We start from the raw sequence: 24,588 nt of genomic DNA, 5'->3' as shown, positions 1-24,588 counted from the left end.
TGAAGGTTCCCGTGGAGGCCGGACGTGACAGCAAACCAGAACTACCTCGCCGTGATCAAGGTCGTCGGCATCGGCGGAGGCGGCGTCAACGCCGTCAACCGCATGATCGAGCTCGGCCTGCGCGGTGTCGAGTTCATCGCCATCAACACGGACGCCCAGGCGCTGCTCATGAGCGACGCCGATGTGAAGCTCGACGTGGGCCGTGAGATCACCCGAGGCCTGGGAGCCGGCGCCGACCCCGAGGTCGGCCGCCGCGCCGCCGAAGACCATGCGGAGGAGATCGAGGAAGCGCTCGCCGGCGCGGATATGGTCTTCGTGACCGCGGGCGAGGGTGGCGGCACCGGCACCGGGGGCGCTCCCGTGGTCGCGCGGATCGCGAAGTCGATCGGCGCGCTCACTATCGGCGTCGTCACCAAGCCGTTCTCCTTCGAGGGCAAACGCCGTTCGCAGCAGGCCGACTCCGGTGTCCAGCGCTTGAAGGAAGAGGTCGACACCCTCATCGTCGTGCCGAACGACCGGCTGCTGGAGATCAGCGACCGTGGCATCAGTATGCTCGAGGCGTTCTCCACCGCCGACCAGGTGCTCCTCGCCGGTGTGCAGGGCATCACCGACCTCATCACCACCCCCGGTCTCATCAACCTCGATTTCGCGGACGTCAAATCCGTCATGCAGGGCGCGGGCTCCGCGCTCATGGGCATCGGCTCCTCGCGCGGCGCGGACCGGGCGATCAAGGCGGCCGAGCTGGCCGTCGCCTCGCCGCTGCTGGAAGCGTCCATCGACGGCGCCCACGGTGTGCTGCTCTCCATCCAGGGGGGCTCGAACCTGGGCATCTTCGAGATCAACGATGCGGCGCGGCTCGTCCAGGAGGCGGTGCATCCGGAGGCGAACATCATCTTCGGCGCGGTCATCGACGACACCCTCGGCGACGAGGTGCGCGTCACCGTGATCGCCGCGGGCTTCGACGGTGGCGAGCCGAGCGCGAAACCGGCGATCGACTCGCGTCGCTCCAGCTTCGTGGAGGCCGGTGGCGAGGACGCGGCCGCCCGTGCGGCCCAGGCGGCCGTGACCGGTGAGCCCGACGTTCCCTCGGCCGAGGCGTGGCACGCGACTGGCGAGACCCCCGTGACCGAGACGGCCCAGAAAGACCCGGCGTTCGACGACGAGAATGACGACCTCGACATCCCCGACTTCCTCAAGTAGTCCGCTCGCGCAACGGCTGGCCGCGGTCAGGGAGAGCGTCGCCGTCGCCGCCCGGGCCGCTGGCCGCTCGCCCGGCGAACTGACGACGATCGTGGTGACGAAGTTCCACCCGGCGTCCCTCGTCCGCGAGCTGGTTTCGCTCGGAGTGCGGGATGTGGGGGAGAACCGGCACCAGGAAGCGCAGGAGAAGGCGGCCGGGCTCGCGGATCTGGAACTCACCTGGCATTTCGTCGGGCAGTTGCAGAGCAAGAAGGCGCGCCAGGCCCGGCGGTACGCCGGCGTCGTCCACTCGATCGACCGCCTCTCGCTGGTGGATGCGCTCCGGAGCGACGACGGAACCGTCCTCGACGCCTTCGTCCAGCTCAACCTGACGGACGACCCCGCCCGCGGCGGTGTGGCTGATCGCGACCTGGAGCCGCTGGTCGACCACGTCCTCGCCACACCCGGTCTGCGCCTCCTCGGCGTGATGGCCGTCGCCCCGCTGGAGGAGGAGCCGGCCCGCGCCTTCGAGCGTGTCCGGGCCGCGAGCGAACGGGTGCGCGCACTCGCTCCGGAGGCGGTAGCCATCTCCGCCGGGATGTCCCAGGACTACCGGGAGGCCATCGCCGCCGGCGCGACACACCTTCGGATCGGCACGGCCATTACCGGGAATCGGCCGCTCGTTCGTTAATCTCGGAAGCAAGAAGATTTCGCGTGCGGCGCCGCCGGGCGCCCCGGCCTACACGGAGGAAGCGATGGCCAACCCGCTGAAGAAGACGATGGTCTATCTGGGCCTCGCCGACGAGGAGCTGGAGTTCGAGGAGGAACAGACGCAGCATCACCCCCGCCGCGAAGCCGCCGCTCCCGCGCCGGTCCAGCCTGTCCCGCACCCCGCTGCGGTCGCCCCCGTGCCCAACCGCGCGCCGGTGACTCCGCTGCGCAAATCGTCCACCGCACGGAATACTCCGGTACAGGAAATGAATGAGATTCTCACGGTCCACCCCCGCCAGTACCGCGACGCCCAGGCGATCGCAGAGTCGTTCCGCGAGGGCATCCCGGTCATCATCAACCTCTCGCAGATGAGCGAGGGCGACGCGCGCCGTCTCATCGACTTCGCCAGCGGTCTCTCGCAGGGTCTGTACGGCAAGATCGAACGGGTCACTCCCAAAGTCTTCCTGCTGTCTCCGTCGCACATCGTCGTCTCCGGCGAGCACGGGGGCCAGGAGGCCGAGGTCGACGCCTCCTTCTTCGCGCAGGCCTGAACCGCCGCACCCACCTCGCAGAAGGGCGCACTGTCCGTCGGGAGAATGCGCCCTTCTGCGTGCTCTGTCGTCCATACTGGAAGCGTGCTAGTCGTCTCGGTCATCGCGAACGTCCTCTACTACGTCCTGCTGATCTATTTCTTCGTGCTCTGGGCCCGCTTCGTGCTGGATCTGGTGCGCACTTTCGCGCGCCAGTGGCGGCCGCGCGGTTTCGGGCTCGTCCTCGCTGAGTCGGCCTATGTGGCGACCGACCCGCCTATCCGCTTCTTCCGCCGCGTCATCCCGCCGCTGTCGATGGGGCCGGTCGCGCTCGACTTCGGCTGGAGCCTCACGATGCTCGTCGTCATCATCGGTTTGTACGTCACCGTGAGCTTCACCTGACGCTCGCCGCCGCCCGGCGCCAGCGCCGGTGCGGCGACGTCCACTCTGCCGCGCCCGGGCGCGGCGGAGTGGGCACCGCTGGCGCACTTTGCTAGCGTTGGCTAAGCACTCATTGTTCGTCTCTTTTTAAGATCTAAGGTGGCTAGTCATGGCGCTGACTCCGGAAGACGTTGTCAACAAGCGGTTCCAACCGACGAAGTTCCGCGAGGGCTACGACCAGGACGAGGTCGACGATTTCCTTGACGAGGTCGTCGTCGAACTGCGTCGGCTGACCCAGGAGAACGAAGAGCTGAAGCAGCGTCTCGTGGCGTCCGACTCGCGCATCGCCGAGCTCCAGCGCAATGCCGGCGTTTCCGGCCCGGTCGCCGCTTCTCTGAGTGCCGGCGATGGCGAGTTCCAACGCCTGCAGCGTGAGAACGAGGAGCTTCAGCAGCGCCTCGCCATCGCCCAGCGCGAGACCGCCGAGGCTCGCCAGCAGGCCGCCGCCGCTCCGCTGGCCGCTGCCGGTTTCGCTGCGGGCGCTGCCACGGACGCGAACGACCCCAACGCCACCAACAACCTCCTGCAGCTCGCGCGCCGTCTCCACGAGGAGCATGTCCGCGAGGGCGTCGAGAAGCGTGACGCGCTCATCGCCGAGGGACACGCGACCGCCGCCCGCATCGTCGCCGAGGCGGAGTCGAAGCAGCGCGCGCAGATCACCTCCCTCGAACAGGAGCGCGTCGGCCTCGAGCGCCGCATCGAGGAACTGCGTGGTTTCGAGCGCGACTACCGTTCGGGCCTGAAGAGCTACATCGAGAACCAGCTCCGCGACCTCGACAGCCAGCAGGTCGGCGGGTCCGGTTCCTCGAACCGCGTCTCCGGCGTCCCCGCTCCGGTGCCCGCGAGCCATGGCGACCTCTCGAACGGCTCGGACCAGGGCGCCCAGCCTCCGGTCTTCCCCGGCTTTGGAGGCTAGTCCATCTCGGACCAAGGTCAGCGTCGGGGCCTTGGCCATCCTGGCCGCGGTCGCGCTCTGCGTGTACCTCATGGACCAGATCGCCAAGGCGCTGGTCGTCTCGAACCTCTCCGAGGGTCAGCAGGTCGCTGTTCTGGGACAGCTCCTTCAGTTCCACTTCGTCAAGAACCCGGGCGCCGCGTTCTCGATCGGCAGCGGCTCCACGTGGATCTTCTCTCTCGTGGGCGTCGGCGTGCTCGGCTTCGTCATCTGGTACGCGCGGCGCATCCGCTCGACAGCCTGGGCCGTCTTGTTCGGCCTCCTCCTTGGCGGACTGCTCGGAAACCTCACCGACCGGCTTTTCCGGGAGCCGGGGTTCGGGGTCGGACACGTGATCGACTTCTTGCAGATCCCTCTGCTGCCGGCCATCTTCAACCTCGCGGATGTCGCGATCGTCGTCAGCATGGGGATATTCCTCGTCCTGACCCTGCGCGGGATCGGCCTCGACGGCCGCCGGCAGCGGGACGAGGGCGCCGATGCCAGTAGCGCTGTGTCCGCCGGTGACGAGTCCCCCGCGGACAAGCCGGAGAACCCGTCTGCCTGATGGAGTCCCGCAGCTTCCCCATCCCAGACGGTCTGGGCGGCGTGCGCGTCGACGCCGGCCTCGCCAAGCTCCTCGGCTTCTCGCGCAGTTTCGCCGCGGAGGTCGCCGAGTCTGGCGGCGTGACCGTGGACGGCCGCGAGGCCGGCAAATCCGACCGCCTCATCGCCGGCTCCTGGCTCGATGTGACCTGGCAGCCACGCGAGGAGCCGCGAATCGTGCCGATCGCTGTGCCCGAGCTGACCATCGTTCACGATGACGACCACATCGTCGTCATCGACAAGCCGGCCGGTGTGGCCGCGCACCCTTCGGTCGGCTGGGACGGGCCCACCGTGCTCGGTGCCCTGGCCGCCGCCGGGTTCCGTATCTCGACCTCGGGGGCCGCCGAGCGCGCGGGGATTGTACACCGGCTGGATGCGGGCACGAGCGGTCTCATGGTCGTCGCCAAGTCCGAGCGCGCCTACACCGTGCTGAAGCGGGCTTTCCACGATCGGACAGTTGAGAAGATCTATCACGCGGTGGTGCAGGGGCATCCGGACCCGCTGACCGGGACGATCGACGCGCCGATCGGCCGGCATCCGAAGTCCGATTGGAGATTCGCGGTCGTCGCCGGCGGCAAGCCCTCTGTGACCCACTACGAGACCATCGAGGCGTTCCCGGCGGCGAGCCTGCTCGAGATCCACCTGGAGACGGGCCGGACGCACCAGATCCGCGTCCACCTCTCCGCGCAGCGCCACCCCTGTGTCGGCGACGCGATGTACGGCGCCGACCCCACCCTCTCGGCCCGGCTCGGCCTGACCCGTCAGTGGCTCCACGCGGTCCAGCTCGCGTTCGCCCACCCGGCGACGGGGGAGTGGGTCAGCTTCGCCACCACCTACCCCGCCGACTTCCGGAACGCCCTCGACATCCTCCGCGGCCCCTGACCCCGGCCCCCTCTCCCGCTTCCGCCCGCGCGAAACGGCGGAGTTCTGCTCCCAGCTCGCTCCGGACTCCTCCGTTCCCTGTCTCTCCCCGGCGTGTCGTCCGCCGGCTCCTCCCTTTTCGTCGCGAGCCGGACCGGCAGAGAGGGGAGGAGCCTGTCGTCTGGCGCGGAATCCCTCCGGGTGGTGTGGGGGACAGACGGCCGTCGGTGCGGAGCCCTAGGCTGGGAGACGAAATGGCCGACTCCTTCGTTCACCTCCACGTCCACAGCGAGTACTCGATGCTCGATGGCGCGGCTCGCGTCAAACCGCTCATCGACGCCGCGGTGGAGCAGAGGATGCCCGCCGTCGCGGTCACCGACCACGGCAACATGTTCGGCGCGTTCGACTTCTGGCGCACCGCCACCGACGCCGGGATCAAACCGATCATCGGCACCGAGGCGTACCTCACGCCGGGCACACACCGCACCGACAAGACCCGGATTCGCTGGGGGGACGGCGGCGGGGACGATGTCTCCGGCTCCGGTGCCTACACGCATATGACCCTGCTCGCTGCGACGACCGAGGGGATGCACAACCTCTTCCGGATGTCCTCGCTGGCCTCCATCGAGGGCTACTACTTCAAGCCGCGGATGGACCGCGAGCTGCTCAGCCAGTACGCCAAGGGCATCATCGCGACGACGGGCTGCCCCTCCGGAGAGGTCCAGACCCGCCTCCGGCTCGGCCAGTACGAGGAGGCCAAGAAAGCCGCCGCCGAGTTCCGCGACATCTTCGGCAAGGAGAACTTCTACGCCGAGATCATGGATCACGGTCTCGGCATCGAGCGCCGGATCATGGCCGACCTCATCCGGCTGGCGAAGGAGCTCGGCCTCCCGCTGGTGGCCACCAACGACCTCCACTACACGCACGCCGCCGACGCGAAGAGTCACGCGGTGCTGCTCTGCGTCCAGTCCGGCTCGACCCTCGACGACCCCAATCGGTTCAAATTCGACGCGGACGAGTTCTACCTGAAGTCGTCCGAGCAGATGCGGCAGCTCTTCCGCGATCACCCGGACGCCTGCGACAACACGCTCGCGATCGCCGAGCGGGTGGATGTGCGGTTCGACACCGCCGCCAACTACATGCCGCGCTTCCCGGTCCCGGCCGGTGAGACCGAGCAGACCTGGTTCGTCAAGGAGGTCGAGCGGGGTCTGGCCGAGCGTTACCCGAACGGTGTCACCCCGGCGGTGCGCAAACAGGCCGACTACGAGATCGGCGTCATCTCGCAGATGGGCTTCCCCGGCTACTTCCTCGTCGTCGCCGACTTCATCAACTGGTCGAAGGACAACGGCATCCGGGTGGGCCCCGGCCGCGGTTCCGGCGCGGGCTCGATGGCGGCCTACGCGATGCGGATCACCGACCTCGACCCGTTGCAGCACGGCCTCATCTTCGAGCGCTTCCTCAACCCCGACCGCGTCTCCATGCCCGACTTCGACGTCGACTTCGACGACCGTCGCCGTGGCGAGGTCATCAAGTACGTGACCGACAAGTACGGCGAGGAGCGTGTCGCCCAGATCGTCACGTACGGCACCATCAAGGCCAAGCAGGCCCTCAAGGACTCCTCGCGCGTGCTCGGGTTCCCGTTCGGGATGGGCGAGAAGCTGACGAAGGCGATGCCGCCGCCCGTCATGGGCAAGGACATCCCGCTCACCGGGATCTTCGACAAACAGCACCCGCGCTACAAGGAGGCCCTGGACATCCGCGCCGTCGTGGAGTCCGATCCCGAGGCCAAGACCGTGTTCGACACAGCGCTCGGCTTGGAGAACCTGAAACGGCAGTGGGGCGTCCACGCGGCCGGCGTGATCATGTCCTCGGACCCGCTCATCGACGTCATCCCGATCATGAAGCGGGAGCAGGACGGCCAGATCGTCACACAGTTCGACTACCCGGCCTGCGAGTCCCTCGGCCTGATCAAGATGGACTTCCTGGGCCTCAGGAACCTGACGATCATCAACGACGCGCTCGACAACATCGAGGCGAACCGCCGCGAGAAGCTCGTGCTGGAAAACCTGGAGCTGGACGACCGCGCCGCCTACGAATTGCTCTCCCGCGGTGACACGCTCGGCGTGTTCCAGCTCGACGGCGGACCGATGCGCTCGCTGCTGCGCCTGATGAAACCGGACAACTTCGAGGACATCTCGGCCCTCATCGCGCTGTATCGGCCCGGCCCCATGGGCGCGAACTCGCACACCAACTATGCGCTGCGGAAGAACGGGCAGCAGGAGATCACGCCCATCCATCCCGAGCTCGCGCAACCGCTGGAGGACATCCTCTCCACCAGCTACGGCCTGATCATCTACCAGGAGCAGGTCATGGCCATCGCGCAGAAGGTCGCGGGCTTCTCGCTCGGGCAGGCCGACATTCTGCGCCGTGCGATGGGCAAGAAGAAGAAATCGGAACTGGACAAGCAGTTCGAGGGCTTCTCACAGGGCATGGTCGAGAACGGGTACTCGATGGAGGCCGTGAACAAGCTCTGGGAGATCCTGCTCCCGTTCTCCGACTACGCGTTCAACAAGGCGCACTCGGCTGCCTACGGGGTCATCTCGTATTGGACCGCCTATCTCAAGGCCCACTATCCGGCCGAGTACATGGCGGCGCTTCTCACGAGCGTCGGCGACTCCAAGGACAAGATGGCGCTGTACCTCAACGAGTGCCGTCGCATGGGCATCAAGGTGCTCCCGCCCGACGTCAACGAGTCCAGCCTGTATTTCGCGGCCGTCGGCGAGGACATCCGCTTCGGGATGGGCGCTGTGCGCAACGTCGGCGCCAACGTGGTCGAGGGCGTCCGGGAGGCGCGGGAGTCGAGCGGCCGGTTCGAGTCGTTCCACGACTTCCTCGGCAAAGTGCCCGTTCACGCCGCCAACAAGCGCACTGTCGAATCGCTCATCAAGGCCGGCGCTTTCGACTCGCTGGGCTACACCCGCCGGGCGCTGGTGGAGGTCCACGAGGATGCGGTGGAGTCTGCGGTCAAGATCAAGCGCAGCGAAGCCAATGGCGATATCGGGTTCGATTTCGATAGTCTGTGGGGGGACGACGAGCAGAACCGGTCGCAGCACCACATCCCCGAGCGCCCGGAGTGGGTCAAGCGCGACAAGCTCGCGTTCGAGCGCGAGATGCTCGGCCTGTACGTCTCCGACCACCCTCTTGCGGGGCTGGAACTGCACTTGGCGAAGCTCGCGAGCACGTCGATCGCCGACCTCGTCGCCTCGGAGACTGTTCAGGACGGCGAGACCGTCGTCATCGCGGGTCTCGTGACCAGCGTCCAGCACCGTGTCGCGAAAGCCTCCGGCAATCAGTACGGGATGATCCAGGTCGAGGATTTCGGCGGTGAGATGACCGCCATGTTCATGGGCAAGGCGTATCAGGAGTTCTCGGGTCTGCTGCAGGGCGACTCGATCGTCGTCGTGCGCGGTCGCGTGAGCCTGCGCGACGACGGTATGAACCTGCACGCGTTCAGCCTGATGGTCCCGGACCTCGGCCAGGCCGACGACGTCGGGACCGTGACGATCACCATGCCGGACCACCGGGCGACCACCGACACGGTCACTGAGCTCGCGTCCGTCTTGACCCGCCACCCGGGTGAGAGCGAGGTGCGGCTGCGACTCGTGAAAGGCTCGGTCGCTCGCGTGTTCGAGGTGCCGAAGCCGGTGAAAGTGTCGCCCGACCTCTACGGGGAGCTCAAAGGGCTGCTGGGCCCGAATTGCCTGGTGTGAGCGGCGCTGGTGTGGGTGGGGCTGTCACCCCAGCGCCGTCGGCCGATGGTAGCCGCGCTCGTGGTACAGCAGGGGCGCGTCCTCGTCGCCCAGCTCGCCGCCCTCGATCTGCACCACGACGACGGCGCTGTTGTGTACCGGGAAGCGGTCGACGATCCGCGCGACCATCCACGCCGTCACGTCTGCGATCACCGGCAGCCCGTGCGGCCCGCGTCGCCAGTGGTCGCCGAGGAAGCGGCGGGTGTTGTCGGCCGACAGGATCTCAGCGACGCCTTTGTTGCGCTCGCCGAGCATGTGGAGGATGACACGCTCGCTCTCCGCGATGGCCGGCCAGCTGGAGGCGGAGAGCGCCATGTTGAAGGTCGCCAGAGGCGGGACGGACGCGAGCGACGCCAGTGAGGTCGCGGTGAAGCCGACAGGTTCGCCCTCGGCGTTCTGCGCGGTGACGATGCACACCCCGGCCGCGTGCCGCCGGAAGGCGAGGCGGAAGGCGGCCAGGTCGGGCGTCGGGTCGCTGGGGCGGGCGGGTTCGCTGTTCATACTCTGCTGTCGAGAACCGTTCGGCTGGGGCTGTTCCGGGATGGGGCTAGGCTGATCGGGCCATGATGCAGACCATTGACCTTCGCGGAGTCCAGCCTACTCGCACCGCCTTCGAGCGCCTCGTTCCCCGTCCGGTGGTGGATGTGCAGGCTGCCATGGCGGTCGCCGCCGACCTCATCGCCGATGTGCGCGAGCGTGGCGCGGCGGCCCTGCGGGAACAGGCCGGGCGCTTCGACGGCGGAGCGCCCGCGTCCGTGCGGGTTCCGGCCGCGGAGATCGCGGCCGCGGTGGACGCCCTTCCCGGCGAGGTGCGGGAGGCGCTCGAGGAGGCGATCGCCCGCGTGCGCGAGGCGACCGCCGTCCAGGTCCCGTCTGCGGCCGTGACCCGTATCGGACCCGGTGCGGTCATCGAGCAGCGCTGGCAGCCGGTGGAGCGCGCCGGTCTCTACGTCCCGGGCGGCAAGGCGGTGTACCCGTCGAGCGTCGTCATGAACGCGGTTCCAGCGCAGGTCGCCGGGGTCGCCTCCATCGCACTCGCCAGCCCGCCGCAGCGTGAGTTCGGCGGTGCGGTCCACCCGACCATCCTCGGAGCGGCCGGCCTGCTCGGCATCGACGAGGTCTACGCGATGGGCGGCGCCGGAGCGATCGGTGCGCTGGCCTGGGGTGTGGGAGAGCTCGGGCTCGACCCGGTGCGGGTGATCACCGGGCCGGGCAACATCTATGTCGCCGCCGCCAAGCGCATCGTGCGGGGGCAGACCGGCATCGACTCAGAGGCCGGCACGACCGAGATCCTCGTGATCGCCGACGACACGGCCGACCCGCGCTATGTCGCCGCCGATCTGATCAGCCAGGCGGAGCACGACGAGGCCGCCGCTTCCCTGCTCGTCACCGACAGCCCGGCCTTCGCGGGCCGCGTCGCGGCCGAACTCGGGACGCTCGTCGCCTCGACCCGCCACGCCGAGCGTGTGCGCGCTGCGCTCGGCGGTCAGCAGTCCGCCGTCGTGCTCGTGGACGATCTGGACGCTGCGGCCGCGTTCAGCAACGCCTACGGTCCCGAACACCTTGAGCTTCAGACGGTCGATGTGGAGGCGCTTCTCGCCCGCATCCAGAACGCCGGCGCCATCTTCGTGGGACCGCACGCGCCCGTCAGCCTCGGCGACTATCTCGCCGGCTCCAACCATGTCCTGCCGACCGGTGGCCAGGCCCGCTTCTCGCCGGGCCTCGGCGCGTACTCCTTCCTGCGCCCGCAGCAGGTGATCCGCTACGACCGGGAAGCGCTTCGCGCGGTCGCCGGCCGGATCGTCGCGCTGTCCGGCGCGGAAGACCTGCCCGCGCACGGCGAGGCGGTGACCCTCCGCTTGTGAGGAGCGGGCCTGACCAGGCCCCGGCGTCCCGATCGCCGCTAGAATTCTCGGTATGTTCTGCCCTTTCTGCCGCTATCCGGATTCCCGTGTCATCGACTCCCGCACGAGCGACGACGGTCTCTCCATCCGGCGGCGGCGGCAGTGCCCCGAGTGCGGCCGCCGTTTCTCCACGACGGAGACCGCCAGCCTCAGCGTCATCAAGCGCAGCGGTGTCGTCGAGCCGTTCAGCCGGGAGAAGATCGTGCTCGGCGTCCGGAAGGCGTGCCAGGGCCGGCCGGTGACCGATTCCGATCTCGCCGTCCTCGCCCAGAAGGTCGAAGAGACCATCCGCTCCACCGGGGCCTCCCAGATCGAGGCCAATGACATCGGCCTGGCCATCCTGCCCGAGCTGCGCGAACTGGACGAGGTCGCCTACCTCCGCTTCGCGAGCGTCTATCAGGCGTTCGACTCGCTGGAGGATTTCGAGTCGGCCATCCAACAATTGCGCATCGAGCATCGCGGCGAGCCGGCGGACGTCCAGGTCTGAGGTCAGCCGGGTATTCTCGTACCGGCATGTATCGCACACTTTTCTCCCTCGTCCTGTCCCGGCTCGATCCTGAGCGGGCGCACCGCCTCGCGTTCGCGGCGATCCGCGCCTTGCCCGTGATCGGTCTCGGCGCTCTCCTGCGCCGCTTCACCGCCCCCGACCCCTCGCTGGCGGTGGAGGCGCTCGGCCTCCGGTTCGATTCGCCGTTCGGCATGGCCGCGGGCTTCGACAAGGACGGCGAGGGCGTCATCGGCCTCGGCGATCTGGGATTCGGCCATGTGGAGGTCGGCACGGTCACGGCGCGCCCGCAGCCGGGGAACGACAGGCCTCGGCTGTTCCGCCTCCTTCCGGATCGCGCGGTGATCAACCGGATGGGCTTCAACAACCACGGCGCGGGAGCGGCGGCGAACCGCCTTCTGCGGGTGCGCCGAGCCTGCCGCCGGCCGGTGCTCGGCGTCAACATTGGCAAGAGCCGCGTCGTCGCCGTCGAGGATGCCACGGCCGACTACCTCGTCAGTGCCCGCGCCCTCGCTCCGGTCGCCGACTACCTCGTCGTGAACGTCAGCTCGCCGAACACGCCCGGCCTGCGCGGCCTCCAGGAGCGGGAGCTGCTCGCACCCCTGCTGACCGCTGTGAAGGCGGCGGCGGGGGAGAAGCCGCTCCTGGTCAAGATCGCTCCCGATCTCACCGACGAGCAGATCGTCGCGATCGCGAGACTCGTCGTCGAACTCGGTCTCGCGGGCATCATCGCCACCAACACGACCATCGCGCGGGACAGCCTCATCTCCGGCCCGGCCGTGGTCGAGGCCGCTGGTGCGGGCGGGCTCTCGGGCGCGCCGCTCGCGGCCCGGTCCCTGGAGGTGCTGACGCTCATCCGTGCCAACGTCCCGCCCAGCCTGTGCGTGATCTCCGTCGGCGGCGTCGAGACGGCCGAGGACGTGCAGCGGCGACTGGATGCCGGAGCGACCCTCGTGCAGGGCTACACGGCCTTCCTCTACCGCGGACCGCTGTGGGCGCGGCAGATCAACCGGGGGCTGTCGGCGCTTCGCGTTCGCTGAGCACGGCGTCGGAAAGGTAGGAGTCCCGGAACGACACGCCGGGCGATGGCGGGAAACGGAGGAGTTCTCCGCGATCGGGGGTGGGGTCTCCTCCGTTTTCGATGCGGGGTGGGGGAGGGTGTGGGGCGGTTAGGGCTCGGGGGTACCCTGGTGGAAGCGGAGGCGCCAGCGTCCGGCGGAGCGCAGCCACAGCGAGCTGCGCAGGGTGCCGCCGCGCGTGTCCGTCGTCCGCAGCGTGAGCAGGATGGCGTCCTCGCCGATCCTCTCGGCGCCCAGAACGGTGAGCTCGGCCGCGGGGGCGTCCTCGTCGGCCAGGGACTCCAGCAGCGCGTCGCGGCCCCAGAGCCGCCCTGACCGGCCGATCTCCTCGAATCCGGGATGCAGCAGCGCGGCGACTCGCGAGGAATCGGCGCGCACGGCCGGCTCCAGCAGCTCGCGCTCCAGCCGCTCCACTGTCTGCTCGTCGGTCTCCTCGGCCGGCAGGCCGTCGAAGAGATCGAACTCCAGCGCGGCGTCGGCGGCGGGTTCGCCTGTGCCCGGCGCCCGCCCCGGCCAGCCCGGACCGATCGGGACGGTGTCGCCCTTCTGGTAGGCCGTGGCGGCCGCCCGCGCCCGCGCATCGGCGGCCTCGTTGAGGTCGTGGCCGGCGTGGCCCTTCACCCACTCGAACGTGTAGCTCCGGCCCTGCAAGCCGCGGTCCAGCCGTTCCAGGAGTTCGCGGTTGAGCACGGGGGAGCCGTCAGACTTGCGCCATCCCTTGCGCTTCCAGCCCGGCATCCACTTGGCCACCGAGTTGATGACGTATTGGCTGTCGCACAGGATGCGGAGGTCGTCGTCCAGGTGCGCGGTCGACTCCAGGAGGTCGATGACGGCCATAAGCTCACCCATATTGTTGGTGCCGTGCGGCCAGCCGCCCGCCGACCAGCGCTCGTCGTCCACATACCAGGCCCAGCCCGAGGGGCCGGGGTTGCCGAGGGCGGAGCCGTCCGCCGCTGCCACGATCGTCACGTCAGCCGGGGTACCGTCCGCGCTTGACCTGCGGCTTCGGCAGACGCATGGCCCGCAGCTGGAACGCCCGCATGGCGGCGTACCAGCGCAGGCCCCGCTCGACTTTCGACTCGCCGAACTTGCAGCCGACGCGTCGCCGGACCTGGAAGCCCAGGACGAAGCCGTCGATCACCGCGATCAGGAAGAACGTCCACAGCGCGAGCAGGCCCCACACCTGCATGAAGGCCCAGGGCAGGAGACTCAGGACGATGACCACGAGCATGACCGGGATGAGGAACTCGCCGATGGAGAAGCGCGCGTCGACGAAGTCGCGCACGAAGCGGCGCTGCGGCCCGCGGTCGCGGACCGTCAGGTAGCGCTCGTCGCCGTTCGCCATGCCGATGCGCGCCTTCTCGCGCGCCTCCGCCTGTTTGGCACGGGCCAGCTTCGCCGCCTCTTTGCGGTCGTCGGGCACCAGCGGCCGTTTGCGCGCGGCCTCCTGCTCCCGGCGGGAGGGCGTCGGAGCGCCTTTGCCCTGCTTCAGCCGGGCAGCGGTCTCTTCCGGGGTCTCGACGACGGGCGTCTCCGCCTCGGCCGCCGGGTTCTGTCGTTTAGCCAACGTCAAGCCTTCGATAGTCGGGGGTCCGCTTAAGATTACCCGCATGACCGACTCTCAGCCGACTTCCCCCGCAGCGTCCTCAGCGACCGAGCAGCGCGTGTACGACGCCGTGGAGGCGGGGCTCCCTTCCACCATCGCCGAGCTCTCCCGCCTCGTGCGCATCCCCTCGGTGTCGTGGGCCGCCTACGACCCGGAGAACGTGCGGGCGAGCGCCGACGCCGTCGCGGCGATGCTGACCGGCACCGGGGTCTTCGACGCGGTGGAGGTGAAGCGCGCCCCGATCCAAGGCGAGACCCTCGGCCAGCCCGCCGTGCTCGCCACCCGCGCCGCCAAGAACGGGCGCCCGACCGTGCTCCTCTACGCGCACCACGATGTGCAGCCCCCGGGCGACGCCGCCGGCTGGGACACGCCGCCGTTCGAGCCGACCGTCCGCGGCGACCGCCTCTACGGCCGCGGCGCCGCCGACGACAAAGCCGGCGTGATGGTCCACGTCGCGAGCGTCCGCGCCTTGGCCGAGGCGCTCGGCCCCGACTTCGACCTCGGTCTCGCGGTCTTCATCGAGGGGGAGGAGGAGTTCGGTTCGCGCTCGTTCGCGAACTTCCTCGCCGAGAACAAGGCCGCGCTGAGCGCCGATGCGATCATCGTGGCCGATTCCGACAACGCGGATTCCGAGACGCCCGCGCTGACAGTGTCCCTGCGGGGCAACGTCGCCTTCACGCTCACCGTCTCGACTCTCCAGCACGCCTCGCACTCCGGGATGTATGGCGGCGCCGCGCCCGACGCGATGCTCGCGCTCGTCAAACTCCTGGCGACCCTGCACGACGAGAACGGCGAGGTCGCCGTCGAGGGCCTCCTCGCGCACACCGCCGCCGCCGAGCCGCCGCACTTCCCCGAGGAGCAGTTCCGGAAGGATGCCGCGCTGCTGCCGGGCGTGACCCCCATCGGCTCTGGCCCTCTCCTGTCGCGCCTGTGGTCCAAGCCGACCGTGACCGTCACCGGCGTCGACGCGCCGAGCGTGGCCGACGCGTCCAACACCCTCCTGGCGAGCGTGGCGGCGCGCCTGAGCGCCCGCGTCGCCCCGGGCCAGCCCGCAGCGGACGCCTTCGCCGCCCTGGAGCGGCACCTCCGCGCACACGCGCCGTTCGGCGCGCACATCGCGATCGAGGACGTGGACACCGGCGAGGCTTTCCTGGTCGACACCGACGGCTGGGCGGCTGCCGAGGCCAAACGGACGATGGCCGACGGCTGGGGCAAGGAGGCGGTGGAGACCGGTGTGGGCGGGTCCATCCCGTTCATCGCCGATCTCGTGCGGGAGTTCCCGGCCGCGCAGATCCTGGTCACCGGTGTCGAGGACCCTGACACACGGGCGCACAGCCCGAACGAGTCGCTGCACCTCGGCGTGTTCAAGCGGGCCATCCTGTCCGAGGCGCTGCTCCTGGCCCGCCTGAGCGTGTACTCGGAGTAAGACGCGAACGCGGCGTCTCACCGGAAAGCGACGTAGAATCGTCGCAGATTCGCATCCATTCGTGCAAGGGAGTCCCATGACCGACACAGCGCTGACCGGCACCAAGGCCCACGGCGTCGGCCTCACCGACACTGCGGCCGTCAAGGTCAAGAGCCTGCTCGAACAGGAAGGGCGCGACGATCTGCGGCTGCGCGTCGCCGTCCAGCCGGGCGGCTGTTCGGGTCTGATCTATCAGCTGTACTTCGACGAGCGGACGCTCGACGGCGACGCCGCCGTCGACTTCGACGGCGTCGAGGTCATCGTCGACAAGATGTCCGTGCCGTACCTCGACGGCGCCACGATCGACTTCGAAGACACGATCCAGAAGCAGGGCTTCACGATCGACAACCCCAACGCGGCGGGCTCCTGCGCCTGCGGAGACTCCTTCCACTGAGGCTCGCATAGCACACACCTCCACACAGGGCCGCCACTCACCGGGCGGCCCTGTGTGTACAAACCAGAGTGTCCGGCGGAGTAGGGTAGACACAGCCACATACATTTGAATGTGAACTGTCCCAGAAGTCACTCGAAAGGTCACCGGTGCGTCACAATCGCCGTCTCCGATGGGCTGCAATCCCTGTCGCAGCGACACTCGTCGCCGTGCTGGCTGGATGTACGCAAGCACAGCTGAACGGATTCCTCCCGGGATTCGTCGAGGGCGAGTCGCCCGTCACCAACCACACCGAGCGCATCAGCGGGCTCTGGGTGACGAGTTGGATCGTCCTCCTGCTCGTCGGCCTCGTGGTCTGGGGACTGATCCTCTGGGCCGTCATCGTCTACCGCCGTCGGAAGGGCCAGACCGGCCTGCCCGTGCAGATGCGCTACAACATGCCGATCGAGATCTTCTACACGATCGTGCCGCTCATCCTGGTGCTCGGCTTCTTCGCCTTCACCGCGCGCGACCAGAACGCCATCGAGAAGCCGTACGCCAACCCGGATGTGACCATCCAGGTCTACGCCAAGCAGTGGGCGTGGGACTTCAACTACCTCGACGACAACGTCTACGACCCGGGCATCCAGGTCCAGCCGGACGACGCGAACGCCACGCCGGGCTCGGTCGTGGAGGGCTCGATTCCGACGCTCTACCTCCCGGAGCACAAGAAGATCACCCTTCAGCTCGACTCGCGCGATGTGATCCACTCGTTCTGGGTGCCGGCGATGCTGTACAAGAAAGACGTCATCCCGGGCAAGACCAACTACATGTACTTCGAGACGGACCGCACCGGCACCTTCGTCGGCAAGTGCGCCGAGCTCTGCGGCGAGTACCACTCCGCAATGCTCTTCAACGTGAAGATCGTCTCCCAGGCCGAGTACGATGCGCACATCCAGTCACTTCGCGACAAGGGCTACACGGGCAAGCTGGGGTCCGAGTACGACCGCAACAACAACCTCCCCGGCACCGACGCCCCCAAGGCTTCCGAGGGTAACGAGTAGGACACACGATGACGACCACAGCACCGGCGCCTGGAGTGGCCACCGCGCCCGCTCCGAAGCCCGCCCTCCTCTCCGCCAATGGAGTGGAGCGCAAGGGCAACATCCTCGTGAACTACATCACGTCGACGGACCACAAGACGATCGGGTACATGTACCTGATCTCCTCCTTCGTCTACTTCCTCATCGGCGGTGTGATGGCCCTCATCATCCGCGCCCAGCTTTTCGAGCCGGGTTTGCAAGTGGTGGCGACCAAGGAGCAGTACAACCAGCTGTTCACGATGCATGGAACGATCATGCTGCTCATGTTCGCGACACCGCTCTTCGCCGGTTTCGCGAACGTGCTCATGCCACTGCAGATCGGCGCTCCGGACGTGGCGTTCCCGCGGCTGAACGCGCTGGCCTACTGGTTCTACTCCTTCGGCTCGCTGATCGCCGTCGCCGGCTTCCTCACCCCGCAGGGCGCCGCCTCGTTCGGCTGGTTCGCCTATGCGCCGCTCTCCAGCACGACGTTCTCCCCGGGCGTGGGGGGGAACCTGTGGGTGCTCGGCCTCGGCCTGTCGGGCTTCGGGACCATTCTCGGCGCGGTGAACTTCATCACCACCATCATCACCATGCGCGCCCCGGGCATGACGATGTTCCGGATGCCGATCTTCACCTGGAACACGCTGGTGACGTCGATCCTCGTGCTGATGGCCTTCCCCGTGCTCGCCGCCGCGATGTTCGCCCTCGCCGCCGACCGCGTGTTCGACGCGCACATCTACGACGCCGCGAACGGGGGAGCGCTGCTCTGGCAGCACTTGTTCTGGTTCTTCGGCCATCCCGAGGTGTACATCATCGCGCTGCCGTTCTTCGGCATCGTGTCCGAGATCTTCCCCGTGTTCAGCCGCAAGCCGATCTTCGGGTACAAGACCCTCATCTACGCGACGATCGCCATCGCGGCCCTCTCCATCACCGTGTGGGCGCACCACATGTACGTGACCGGTTCGGTGCTCCTGCCCTGGTTCTCACTCATGACCATGCTCATCGCGGTCCCGACCGGCGTGAAGATCTTCAACTGGATCGGCACCATGTGGCGCGGTTCCCTCACCTTCGAGTCGCCCATGCTGTGGTCGATCGGCTTCCTCATCACGTTCACCTTCGGCGGGCTGACCGGTGTCATCCTGGCGTCGCCGCCCCTGGACTTCCACGTCTCCGACACCTACTTCGTCGTGGCGCACTTCCACTACGTCGTGTTCGGAACGGTCGTTTTCGCTATGTTCGCCGGCTTCTACTTCTGGTGGCCGAAATGGACGGGCAAGATGCTCAACGACCGCCTCGGCAAGTGGCACTTCTGGCTGCTGTTCATCGGCTTCCACATGACCTTCCTCGTGCAGCACTGGCTGGGCGTCGTCGGCATGCCGCGCCGCTACGCGACCTACCTGCCTTCGGACGGCTTCACCTGGATGAACCAGCTCTCGTCCGTCGGCGCCGGCATCCTCGCGGTCTCGATGATCCCGTTCTTCGTGAATGTCTACCTGACCGCCCGCAATGCGCCCAAGGTGACCGTGAACGACCCCTGGGGCTACAGCCGCTCCCTCGAATGGGCGACCTCCTGCCCGCCGCCGCGGCACAACTTCACGTCGATTCCGCGCATCCGCTCGGAGTCCCCGGCGTTCGATCTGAACCACCCCGAGGCCGGCATCCCCATCGGTATCGGCGTCGGCAAGGACGCCCCGGACGTCCCCGTGCTCGACCTCGCAGACAACAAGGTGAAGTGAACCCATGAGAGCCAACGCGATTCTCTTCTGGATCCTCGCGGTCTTCTTCCTCCTCTCAGCGATCGTCTACACGCTCTGGAGCCTGATCGACCCCATGCACCTCAAGGTGGAGTGGGTCGGCACGGTCGCGCTGGCGCTGAGCGCCATCCTCGCCGCGTTCATCGCCTTCTACGTCGGACGCTCGCACGCCTCCCAGGGCGGCGAACTGCCGGAGGACCGTCTCGACGCGAACATCGACGACGGTGACCCCGAACTCGGCCACTTCTCTCCGTGGAGCTGGTGGCCCGTGGCCCTCGCCAGCGCAGCCGCCTTCGTCCTCCTGGGCCTCGCCGTCGGATTCTGGCTCTGCTTCATCGGAGTGGCTTTCGCCCTCGTCTGCATCGTGGGCTGGGTGTTCGAGTACTACCGCGGCTACTTCGCCCGCTGAACACTCCCCCCACCCACGAAAGCGGCCGTCCCCTCAGGGCGGCCGTTTTCTGCATCCCCCTTCGCTTCCGGACTTCTTCACGCAACACGCCGGGTGTTGCGTGAAGAAGTCCGGAAGGGATGGCGGGGCGCGTGGGTGGGGGTGTCAGGGGCGGCGGGCGAGGCGGAGGAGGTCGACGGAGAGGGTGGCTGAGGGCGCTTCTGCGGGGCTGGGGCGGCCGTGGTGGGCGGTGGGGCCCATCGCGGGGAGAGCGGCGCGGAGGGTGGCATCGAGGGCGATGCTGGTGTGGATGTGGACCCGTGACTCCAGCGCGAAGAACGCGTCGGCTGCCGTGAGCACGGCGTCGGCCTTGTCATCGGGGATGTCGAGCATGCCGCCGTCGGTCCGCAGCTCGGCGAGGTGGTCCGGGCGGGGGACGACGACCACGAGAGTGCCTTCGGGGCGCAGGACACGGGCGAACTCCGGCAGGTTGCGCGGAGCGAACACATTGAGGAGGACATCGGCGACACGGTCGCGCAGGGGCAGCGGCCGCCAGGTGTCCGCGACGACGCCGTCGATGCGGGGGTCCGAGCGGACCGCGCGGGCCACTGCGGTGGGGGAGAGGTCCAGGGCGAGGCCGGAGGACATCGAGGTGAGGGCCACGCGCAGGTAGTGGCCGGTGCCGGCGCCGGCGTCGACGATCCGCTCGCCGCCGGACGCTGCGGACGCGACGGCCTCGGTGAGGGCGGTGTACGCGCCGCCGCCGAGGAGCGAGACGTAGCCGCGTCTGTTGACGTCGTGGCGGTGCCCGGTGGGGCAGCCGAGGGTGAGCCGGTCGACCGGTTCGAGGTCGGCGGCGCACGCCGGGCAGCGCAGCCACGAGGCGAGGCGGGGAGATCAGGCATGGGATGCTCCGCGATCGGGGGAGGACGGGGGGGAAACGGCAAAGCACCGGCCGTCGATGACGGCCGGCGCTTTCGCACGGTGCGGGTGACCGGTTCGGTCAGCGATCAGTGGTGATCGTGGCCGGACTCCAGCTCGCCGCGGGTGGGCGGCACGATGCGGTCCTCGAAGAACCACCGGGACAGACTCGAGCGCATCCGGCTGCCGAAGGTGATCTTGCCCTGCTTGTTCGGGCGGATCATCAGCGGTTCGTACGCCTCGAAGCTGACCAGACGCCAGCGTTCGTAGTCGCTCAGCTGCTCGTGGACCTCGATGAACTCGCCACCCGGAAGCTTCACGATCCGGCCGGTCTCGAACCCGTGCAGCGCGATCGACCGGTCCTTCTTCTGGAGCGCGAGACAGATGCGCTTCGTGATGAAGTAGGCGATGACCGGGCCGACGATGAGGAGCGCTTGGAGGGAGTGGATGACCCCCTCCATCGTAACCTTGAAGTGCGTCGCGATGAGGTCGGAGCTCGCCGCCGCCCAGAACACCGCGTAGAATGTGACACCGGCGGCGCCGATCGCAGTGCGGGTGGCCTGATTGCGCGGACGGTCCAGGATGTGGTGCTCGCGCTTGTCGCCGGTGATCCACGCTTCGATGAACGGGTAGATCATGACGGTCACGATGAACAGGCCGAGGATGGCGACCGGCACGATGATGTTCCACGACCAGGTGCGCTCCAGCCACACGAACTCCCAGCCCGGCGGCACGAGACGAAGCGCACCGTCCGCAAAGCCGATGTACCAGTCTGGCTGGGTGCCCGCCGAGACGGGGGAGGGGTCGTACGGTCCGTAGTTCCACACCGGGTTGATGGTGAACAGCGATGCCATGAGCGCCACGACGCCGAACACGATGAAGAAGAAACCGCCGGCCTTGGCCGCGTACACCGGGAGCACCGGGTAGCCGACGACATTGCCCTGCGTGCGGCCCGGGCCGGCGTACTGGGTGTGCTTGTGGACAACCACGAACACCAGGTGCAATGTGATGAACGCGAGCACCATCGCCGGGAGCAGCAGGATGTGCAGCGTGTAGAGGCGTCCGACGATCGCGGTGCCCGGGAACTCTCCGCCGAACAGCAGGAACGAGATCCAGGTGCCCACCACCGGAAGGCCCTTGATCAGTCCGTCGATGATCCGGAGGCCGTTGCCCGAGAGGAGGTCGTCCGGGAGCGAGTAGCCGGTGAAACCCTCGGCCATCGCGAGGACGAACAGCGTGAAGCCGATCACCCAGTTGAGCTCGCGCGGTTTGCGGAAGGCGCCCGTGAAGAAGACGCGCAGCATGTGCAGGCCGATGGCGGCCACGAACAGCAGGGCCGCCCAGTGGTGGATCTGGCGCACGAGCAGTCCGCCGCGGACCTCGAAGGAGATGTTGAGGGTGGACTCCATGGCCGCGGACATGTGGATGCCCTTCAGCGGAACGTACGAGCCGTGGTACACGACCTCGGCCATCGACGCCTGGAAGAAGAAGGTCAGGAACGTGCCAGACAGCAGGATGACGACGAAGCTGTAGAGCGCGACCTCACCGAGGAGGAACGACCAGTGGTCCGGGAAGATCTTGCGCCCGAACTCCTTGACGGCTCCCGAGATGCTGGTGCGGTCTTCGATGTAGTTCGCGGCCGCCGCCGTGAAGCCACCCTTCTTGACCGGTGCGGATGCCGCGGGTGCTGCGGCGGTCGTGGTGCTCAATGGCGCTCCCAGAAGCTCGGGCCGACGGGCTCGTGGAAGTCGCTGCGGGCGACCAGGTAGCCATCGGCGTCAACGGTGATCGGCAGCTGCGGCAGGGGCCGCTTCGCCGGTCCGAAGATGACCTCGGCCTCGTGCGAGATGTCGAACTGCGACTGGTGGCACGGGCAGAGCAGGTGGTGGGTCTGCTGCTCGTAGAGCGCGACGGGGCACCCGACGTGCGTGCAGACCTTCGAATAGGCGACGATGCCGTCGTAGTTCCAGGTTTCGCGGCCCTCGGAGACGTGCAGGTCCTCCGGTTTGAGGCGCATGAGGAGGACGACGGCTTTGGCCTTCTGCTCCAGCATGTCCTCGACATCGTTGAGTCCCTCGGGGATGACGTGGAACACGCTGCCCAGAGTGACGTCGGAAGCTTTGATCGGGGTGCCGGAGGGATCGCGCGTGAGGCGGATGCCCTTGGCCCACATGGTCTGGCTGAGCTCCTCGACAGGATCGAGGTTCTGCGGCGCGAGGCCGCGGAACAGGACCACCGCGGGCAGCGGGAAGGCGATCAGTGCGCCGATGAGGCTGTTGCGCACCAGGGTGCGGCGGTTGAAGCCCGATTCCTCGTCGGCCTGACGGAAGACCTCCACTGCGCGCTCCGTGGTGCTTTCGGAGCCGCGGACGGGGTGACGCAGGTCGACCCCCTCCTTCTCGTGCATGAGCCCTTTGCCCCAGTGCACGGCGCCAATGCCGATGGCCAGGAGCGCGAGGGAGATCCCGAGACCGATGAAGAGGTTGTTCAGCCGGACCGAGCCCGGGTCGCTGTCGTTGATCGGGAAGGCCATGTAGGCGGCGACGGCCCAGACGGAGCCGGCGATCGACAGGTAGAACAGCGTGTAGACCGTCCGCTCGGCCCGGCGCTCCTTCGTGGGGTCGAGGTCGGTGACGCGCGACCGGTGGGGCGGGAACCCCGGGTTCTCGACGGCGTCGCGGACGATCACCGCCGTTCCGGGGTCGCCGGTCCGATGCACGTCGACGGCCGATGAACTGGCTGGCGTCAGCTCGTGACCACCGTTCTCATCCTGTGCCATTGGTTCTCCTTCTTACCGCTGTGCTTCTACAAGTACGCCAGATGGTCCGTCAGTTGGACTTCGCCGTGATCCACACGGTCAGCGCGACGATCGCGCCGAGACCGAAGATCCACAGGAAGAGTCCCTCGGCCACGGGGCCGAGCGAGCCGAGCTCGAAGCCGCCCGGGGACGGGTTGTTCTGGATGTGCTTGAGGTACGTGATGATGTCGGCCTTGCCCTGCGGGTCGATATTGAGGTCGTTGAACACCGGCATGTTCTGCGGGCCGGTGATCATGGCCTCATAGATGTGCTTGGCGCTCACACCGGTCAGCGGCGGGGCGAACTTTCCCTCGGTGAGCGCGCCCCCGGCGCCGGCGACGTTGTGACACATCGCGCAGTTGACGCTTAAGAGTTGGGCGCCCTTGGCGGCGTCGCCGTCGGCGGCGAGGTACTTCTGCTCAGGGATCGAGGGGCCGGGTGCGAGGGAGGCGACGTAGTCGGCCAGCTGTGCGATCTCGGCGTCGGTGAACTGCACCGGCTTCTGCTCGGCCTGCGGTCCCTGCATCTGCATCGGCATGCGGCCGGTGCCGACCTGGAAGTCCACCGAGGCGGCGCCGACGCCGATGAGCGACGGGGCGTTGACCGTGCCCTGCGCGTCGAAGTTGTGGCAGGTGGCGCAGTTGGTCTGGAAGATATTCTTGCCCTGTTTGATCGACTCCTGCGACGCGGCCTGAACGGTCGGCTGCTCCGCGGAGGCCGTGGTGGTGAAGGCGGCGTAGGCGCCACCGGTGAGGCCGAGGCCGATCGCCAGCAGAGCGACGGTGGCGAGCGGGTGACGACGGCCGCTCTTTCGGGGCGCCTTCGCCGTTTTGTGGGACGGGGTGTTACCGGATACGCGGGGACGCATGAGGTGAGGTCAGCTCCTGATTTCTATCTGATGATGTAGATGACCGCGAACAGTCCGAGCCACACGACGTCCACGAAGTGCCAGTAGTACGACACGACGATGGCGCTCGTGGCCTCCTTGTGGCCGAAGTTCTTGACCGCGTAGGCGCGGCCGATGACGAGCAGGAAGGCGATGAGGCCGCCGGTGACGTGGAGGCCGTGGAAGCCCGTCGTCAGGTAGAAGGCGGAACCGTAGGCGTTGGAGCTGAGCGAGATCCCCTCGCTGACGAGCGTCGCGTACTCCAGGATCTGACCCGAGACGAAGACCGCGCCCAGGATGTAGGAGAGCACGAACCACTCGACCATGCCCCACTTCCAGAACTGCAGGACACCGCCGGTCCGGTGTGCTTGCAGACGCTCAGCGGCGAACACGCCGAACTGGCAGGTCACCGAGCTCAGCACGAGGATCGTGGTGTTGGCCGCCGCGTACGGGATGTTGAGGTGCGCCGTCTCGGCGGCCCACAACGGTCCGGAGGTCGACTTGAGTGTGAAGTAGATCGCGAAGAGTCCCGCGAAGAACATCACCTCGGAGCCGAGCCAGACGATCGTGCCGACGGCCACGACGTTCGGCCGGTTGATCGCCGGCGCGCTCTTGGAAGGGGTAAGGGAAGTGCTCGTCACGTAACCCATTATGGCTGAAAAGAAGCCGTGGTTTTCTCACCTGAGTGGCGTGAATTCGCCCGGTCCGGGGCGAGGGCCGTCTGAGGCGGTGGTGAAGATGCGGCTCCCGTGGCGTGTCG

At 67.9% G+C, this 24,588-nt stretch carries 25 protein-coding genes; 17 read left to right on the top strand and 8 right to left on the bottom strand.

From position 1 onward, the window contains the following. Window positions 1–24: 24 nt before the first annotated feature. The 8 genes from ftsZ (at window position 25) to dnaE (ending at window position 9,029) form a co-directional block, all read left to right on the top strand. Window positions 25–1,200, top strand: a complete 1,176-nt coding sequence (gene ftsZ / locus O159_RS07395; protein ID WP_021755139.1) for a cell division protein FtsZ — start codon at window positions 25–27, stop codon at window positions 1,198–1,200. Further along, window positions 1,166–1,870, top strand: a complete 705-nt coding sequence (locus O159_RS07390) for a YggS family pyridoxal phosphate-dependent enzyme (protein WP_021755138.1) — start codon at window positions 1,166–1,168, stop codon at window positions 1,868–1,870. Before ftsZ ends, O159_RS07390 begins: the two co-directional genes overlap by 35 nt. Before the next feature lie 64 nt (window positions 1,871–1,934). After that, the gene (locus O159_RS07385) at window positions 1,935–2,441 is read left to right on the top strand and encodes a cell division protein SepF (RefSeq protein WP_021755137.1); all 507 of its coding nucleotides are present in this window, start codon (window positions 1,935–1,937) and stop codon (window positions 2,439–2,441) included. Window positions 2,442–2,525: 84 nt separating this feature from the next. Beyond that, window positions 2,526–2,822: a YggT family protein gene (locus tag O159_RS07380; protein WP_021755136.1), complete on the top strand. Its 297-nt coding sequence runs from the start codon at window positions 2,526–2,528 to the stop codon at window positions 2,820–2,822. Window positions 2,823–2,970: 148 nt separating this feature from the next. Continuing rightward, a complete protein-coding gene (locus O159_RS07375; RefSeq protein WP_021755135.1) occupies window positions 2,971–3,777 on the top strand; it encodes a DivIVA domain-containing protein in 807 nt (268 codons plus the stop codon). Window positions 3,778–3,808: 31 nt separating this feature from the next. Further along, on the top strand, window positions 3,809–4,360 hold the full coding sequence (gene lspA / locus O159_RS07370) for a signal peptidase II (protein ID WP_021755134.1): 552 nt from the start codon (window positions 3,809–3,811) through the stop codon (window positions 4,358–4,360). Beyond that, complete coding sequence (locus O159_RS07365; RefSeq protein ID WP_021755133.1) at window positions 4,360–5,280, top strand: RluA family pseudouridine synthase; 921 nt, start codon at window positions 4,360–4,362, stop codon at window positions 5,278–5,280. The genes lspA and O159_RS07365 overlap by 1 nt, the downstream gene beginning before the upstream one ends. A gap of 233 nt (window positions 5,281–5,513) precedes the next feature. Continuing rightward, window positions 5,514–9,029, top strand: a complete 3,516-nt coding sequence (gene dnaE, locus O159_RS07360) for a DNA polymerase III subunit alpha (RefSeq protein ID WP_021755132.1) — start codon at window positions 5,514–5,516, stop codon at window positions 9,027–9,029. Window positions 9,030–9,053: 24 nt separating this feature from the next. Here dnaE and O159_RS07355 read toward each other — a convergent pair whose 3' ends face one another. Continuing rightward, on the bottom strand, window positions 9,054–9,569 hold the full coding sequence (locus tag O159_RS07355; RefSeq protein ID WP_021755131.1) for a flavin reductase family protein: 516 nt from the start codon (window positions 9,567–9,569) through the stop codon (window positions 9,054–9,056). Between the two features lie 62 nt (window positions 9,570–9,631). Here O159_RS07355 and hisD point away from each other — a divergent pair, with 62 nt between their 5' ends. The 3 genes from hisD to O159_RS07340 are packed head-to-tail and all read left to right on the top strand — an operon-like array spanning window position 9,632 to window position 12,517. Next, entirely contained in the window at window positions 9,632–10,933 is a 1,302-nt protein-coding gene (hisD, locus tag O159_RS07350) for a histidinol dehydrogenase (protein WP_021755130.1), read from the top strand. A gap of 52 nt (window positions 10,934–10,985) precedes the next feature. Further along, window positions 10,986–11,459 carry a transcriptional regulator NrdR gene (gene nrdR / locus O159_RS07345; protein ID WP_021755129.1) on the top strand — a complete coding sequence of 158 codons (474 nt, stop codon included), beginning with the start codon at window positions 10,986–10,988 and terminating at the stop codon, window positions 11,457–11,459. Window positions 11,460–11,485: 26 nt separating this feature from the next. Then, window positions 11,486–12,517 (top strand): quinone-dependent dihydroorotate dehydrogenase, encoded by a 1,032-nt coding sequence (locus tag O159_RS07340; protein WP_021755128.1) that lies wholly within the window; start codon window positions 11,486–11,488, stop codon window positions 12,515–12,517. Between the two features lie 129 nt (window positions 12,518–12,646). On the opposite strand, the gene O159_RS07335 is transcribed toward O159_RS07340, so the two are convergent. Beyond that, on the bottom strand, window positions 12,647–13,525 hold the full coding sequence (locus O159_RS07335; protein WP_021755127.1) for a ribonuclease HI family protein: 879 nt from the start codon (window positions 13,523–13,525) through the stop codon (window positions 12,647–12,649). 1 nt (window position 13,526) lies between these two features. Beyond that, window positions 13,527–14,123, bottom strand: coding sequence for a DUF3043 domain-containing protein (locus O159_RS07330; protein ID WP_021755126.1), 597 nt, complete (start codon window positions 14,121–14,123; stop codon window positions 13,527–13,529). Window positions 14,124–14,166: 43 nt separating this feature from the next. Between O159_RS07330 and O159_RS07325 the strand changes: the two genes are divergently transcribed. The 5 genes from O159_RS07325 to O159_RS07305 all read left to right on the top strand — a co-directional run bounded on the left by O159_RS07325 (window position 14,167) and on the right by O159_RS07305 (window position 19,245). Beyond that, the gene (locus O159_RS07325) at window positions 14,167–15,588 is read left to right on the top strand and encodes a dipeptidase (RefSeq protein ID WP_021755125.1); all 1,422 of its coding nucleotides are present in this window, start codon (window positions 14,167–14,169) and stop codon (window positions 15,586–15,588) included. Between the two features lie 76 nt (window positions 15,589–15,664). Then, window positions 15,665–16,021 carry an iron-sulfur cluster insertion protein ErpA gene (gene erpA, locus O159_RS07320; RefSeq protein ID WP_021755124.1) on the top strand — a complete coding sequence of 119 codons (357 nt, stop codon included), beginning with the start codon at window positions 15,665–15,667 and terminating at the stop codon, window positions 16,019–16,021. Between the two features lie 146 nt (window positions 16,022–16,167). Further along, window positions 16,168–17,061 (top strand): aa3-type cytochrome oxidase subunit II, encoded by an 894-nt coding sequence (ctaC, locus tag O159_RS07315; protein WP_043993634.1) that lies wholly within the window; start codon window positions 16,168–16,170, stop codon window positions 17,059–17,061. A gap of 8 nt (window positions 17,062–17,069) precedes the next feature. Continuing rightward, entirely contained in the window at window positions 17,070–18,818 is a 1,749-nt protein-coding gene (gene ctaD, locus O159_RS07310) for an aa3-type cytochrome oxidase subunit I (protein ID WP_043993633.1), read from the top strand. Window positions 18,819–18,822: 4 nt separating this feature from the next. Continuing rightward, window positions 18,823–19,245: a cytochrome c oxidase subunit 4 gene (locus O159_RS07305; protein ID WP_021755121.1), complete on the top strand. Its 423-nt coding sequence runs from the start codon at window positions 18,823–18,825 to the stop codon at window positions 19,243–19,245. A gap of 144 nt (window positions 19,246–19,389) precedes the next feature. On the opposite strand, the gene O159_RS07300 is transcribed toward O159_RS07305, so the two are convergent. Continuing rightward, window positions 19,390–19,887 (bottom strand): class I SAM-dependent methyltransferase, encoded by a 498-nt coding sequence (locus tag O159_RS07300; RefSeq protein ID WP_021755120.1) that lies wholly within the window; start codon window positions 19,885–19,887, stop codon window positions 19,390–19,392. Window positions 19,888–19,896: 9 nt separating this feature from the next. On the opposite strand from O159_RS07300, the gene O159_RS16800 reads away from it, so the two are divergent. After that, window positions 19,897–20,244 carry a hypothetical protein gene (locus tag O159_RS16800; RefSeq protein ID WP_021755119.1) on the top strand — a complete coding sequence of 116 codons (348 nt, stop codon included), beginning with the start codon at window positions 19,897–19,899 and terminating at the stop codon, window positions 20,242–20,244. On the opposite strand, the gene qcrB is transcribed toward O159_RS16800, so the two are convergent. From qcrB to ctaE, 4 genes are read right to left on the bottom strand one after another with little or no spacing between them, the layout of a single operon-like run. Next, entirely contained in the window at window positions 20,235–21,854 is a 1,620-nt protein-coding gene (gene qcrB / locus O159_RS07295) for a cytochrome bc1 complex cytochrome b subunit (RefSeq protein WP_021755118.1), read from the bottom strand. The two genes, O159_RS16800 and qcrB, sit on opposite strands and share 10 nt — an antisense overlap. Continuing rightward, entirely contained in the window at window positions 21,851–22,924 is a 1,074-nt protein-coding gene (gene qcrA / locus O159_RS07290) for a cytochrome bc1 complex Rieske iron-sulfur subunit (protein ID WP_021755116.1), read from the bottom strand. Before qcrA ends, qcrB begins: the two co-directional genes overlap by 4 nt. Before the next feature lie 49 nt (window positions 22,925–22,973). Further along, entirely contained in the window at window positions 22,974–23,810 is an 837-nt protein-coding gene (gene qcrC, locus O159_RS07285) for a cytochrome bc1 complex diheme cytochrome c subunit (RefSeq protein ID WP_021755115.1), read from the bottom strand. A gap of 23 nt (window positions 23,811–23,833) precedes the next feature. Further along, window positions 23,834–24,478 carry an aa3-type cytochrome oxidase subunit III gene (gene ctaE / locus O159_RS07280; protein WP_021755114.1) on the bottom strand — a complete coding sequence of 215 codons (645 nt, stop codon included), beginning with the start codon at window positions 24,476–24,478 and terminating at the stop codon, window positions 23,834–23,836. Window positions 24,479–24,588: the final 110 nt, after the last annotated feature.

Origin of the sequence: Leifsonia xyli subsp. cynodontis DSM 46306, from assembly GCF_000470775.1 — a bacterium.
Taxonomy (GTDB): Bacteria; Actinomycetota; Actinomycetes; order Actinomycetales; family Microbacteriaceae; genus Leifsonia; species Leifsonia cynodontis.
The sequence above is the reverse complement of the archived record's forward strand: the minus strand, read 5'-3'. Positions and strand labels throughout refer to the sequence as shown.

Bases quoted from the DNA above. Each gene is read 5' to 3' on its own strand.
- O159_RS07390 (WP_021755138.1), top strand. From the start codon at position 1,166: ATGACGACCTCGACATCCCCGACTTCCTCAAGTAGTCCGCTCGCGCAA.
- O159_RS07385 (WP_021755137.1), top strand. From the start codon at position 1,935: ATGGCCAACCCGCTGAAGAAGACGATGGTCTATCTGGGCCTCGCCGAC.
- O159_RS07375 (WP_021755135.1), top strand. From the start codon at position 2,971: ATGGCGCTGACTCCGGAAGACGTTGTCAACAAGCGGTTCCAACCGACG.
- O159_RS07365 (WP_021755133.1), top strand. From the start codon at position 4,360: ATGGAGTCCCGCAGCTTCCCCATCCCAGACGGTCTGGGCGGCGTGCGC.
- dnaE (WP_021755132.1), top strand. From the start codon at position 5,514: ATGGCCGACTCCTTCGTTCACCTCCACGTCCACAGCGAGTACTCGATG.
- O159_RS07355 (WP_021755131.1), bottom strand. From the start codon at position 9,569: ATGAACAGCGAACCCGCCCGCCCCAGCGACCCGACGCCCGACCTGGCC.
- hisD (WP_021755130.1), top strand. From the start codon at position 9,632: ATGATGCAGACCATTGACCTTCGCGGAGTCCAGCCTACTCGCACCGCC.
- nrdR (WP_021755129.1), top strand. From the start codon at position 10,986: ATGTTCTGCCCTTTCTGCCGCTATCCGGATTCCCGTGTCATCGACTCC.
- O159_RS07340 (WP_021755128.1), top strand. From the start codon at position 11,486: ATGTATCGCACACTTTTCTCCCTCGTCCTGTCCCGGCTCGATCCTGAG.
- O159_RS07325 (WP_021755125.1), top strand. From the start codon at position 14,167: ATGACCGACTCTCAGCCGACTTCCCCCGCAGCGTCCTCAGCGACCGAG.
- erpA (WP_021755124.1), top strand. From the start codon at position 15,665: ATGACCGACACAGCGCTGACCGGCACCAAGGCCCACGGCGTCGGCCTC.
- ctaD (WP_043993633.1), top strand. From the start codon at position 17,070: ATGACGACCACAGCACCGGCGCCTGGAGTGGCCACCGCGCCCGCTCCG.
- O159_RS07305 (WP_021755121.1), top strand. From the start codon at position 18,823: ATGAGAGCCAACGCGATTCTCTTCTGGATCCTCGCGGTCTTCTTCCTC.
- qcrA (WP_021755116.1), bottom strand. From the start codon at position 22,924: ATGGCACAGGATGAGAACGGTGGTCACGAGCTGACGCCAGCCAGTTCA.
- qcrC (WP_021755115.1), bottom strand. From the start codon at position 23,810: ATGCGTCCCCGCGTATCCGGTAACACCCCGTCCCACAAAACGGCGAAG.
- ctaE (WP_021755114.1), bottom strand. From the start codon at position 24,478: ATGGGTTACGTGACGAGCACTTCCCTTACCCCTTCCAAGAGCGCGCCG.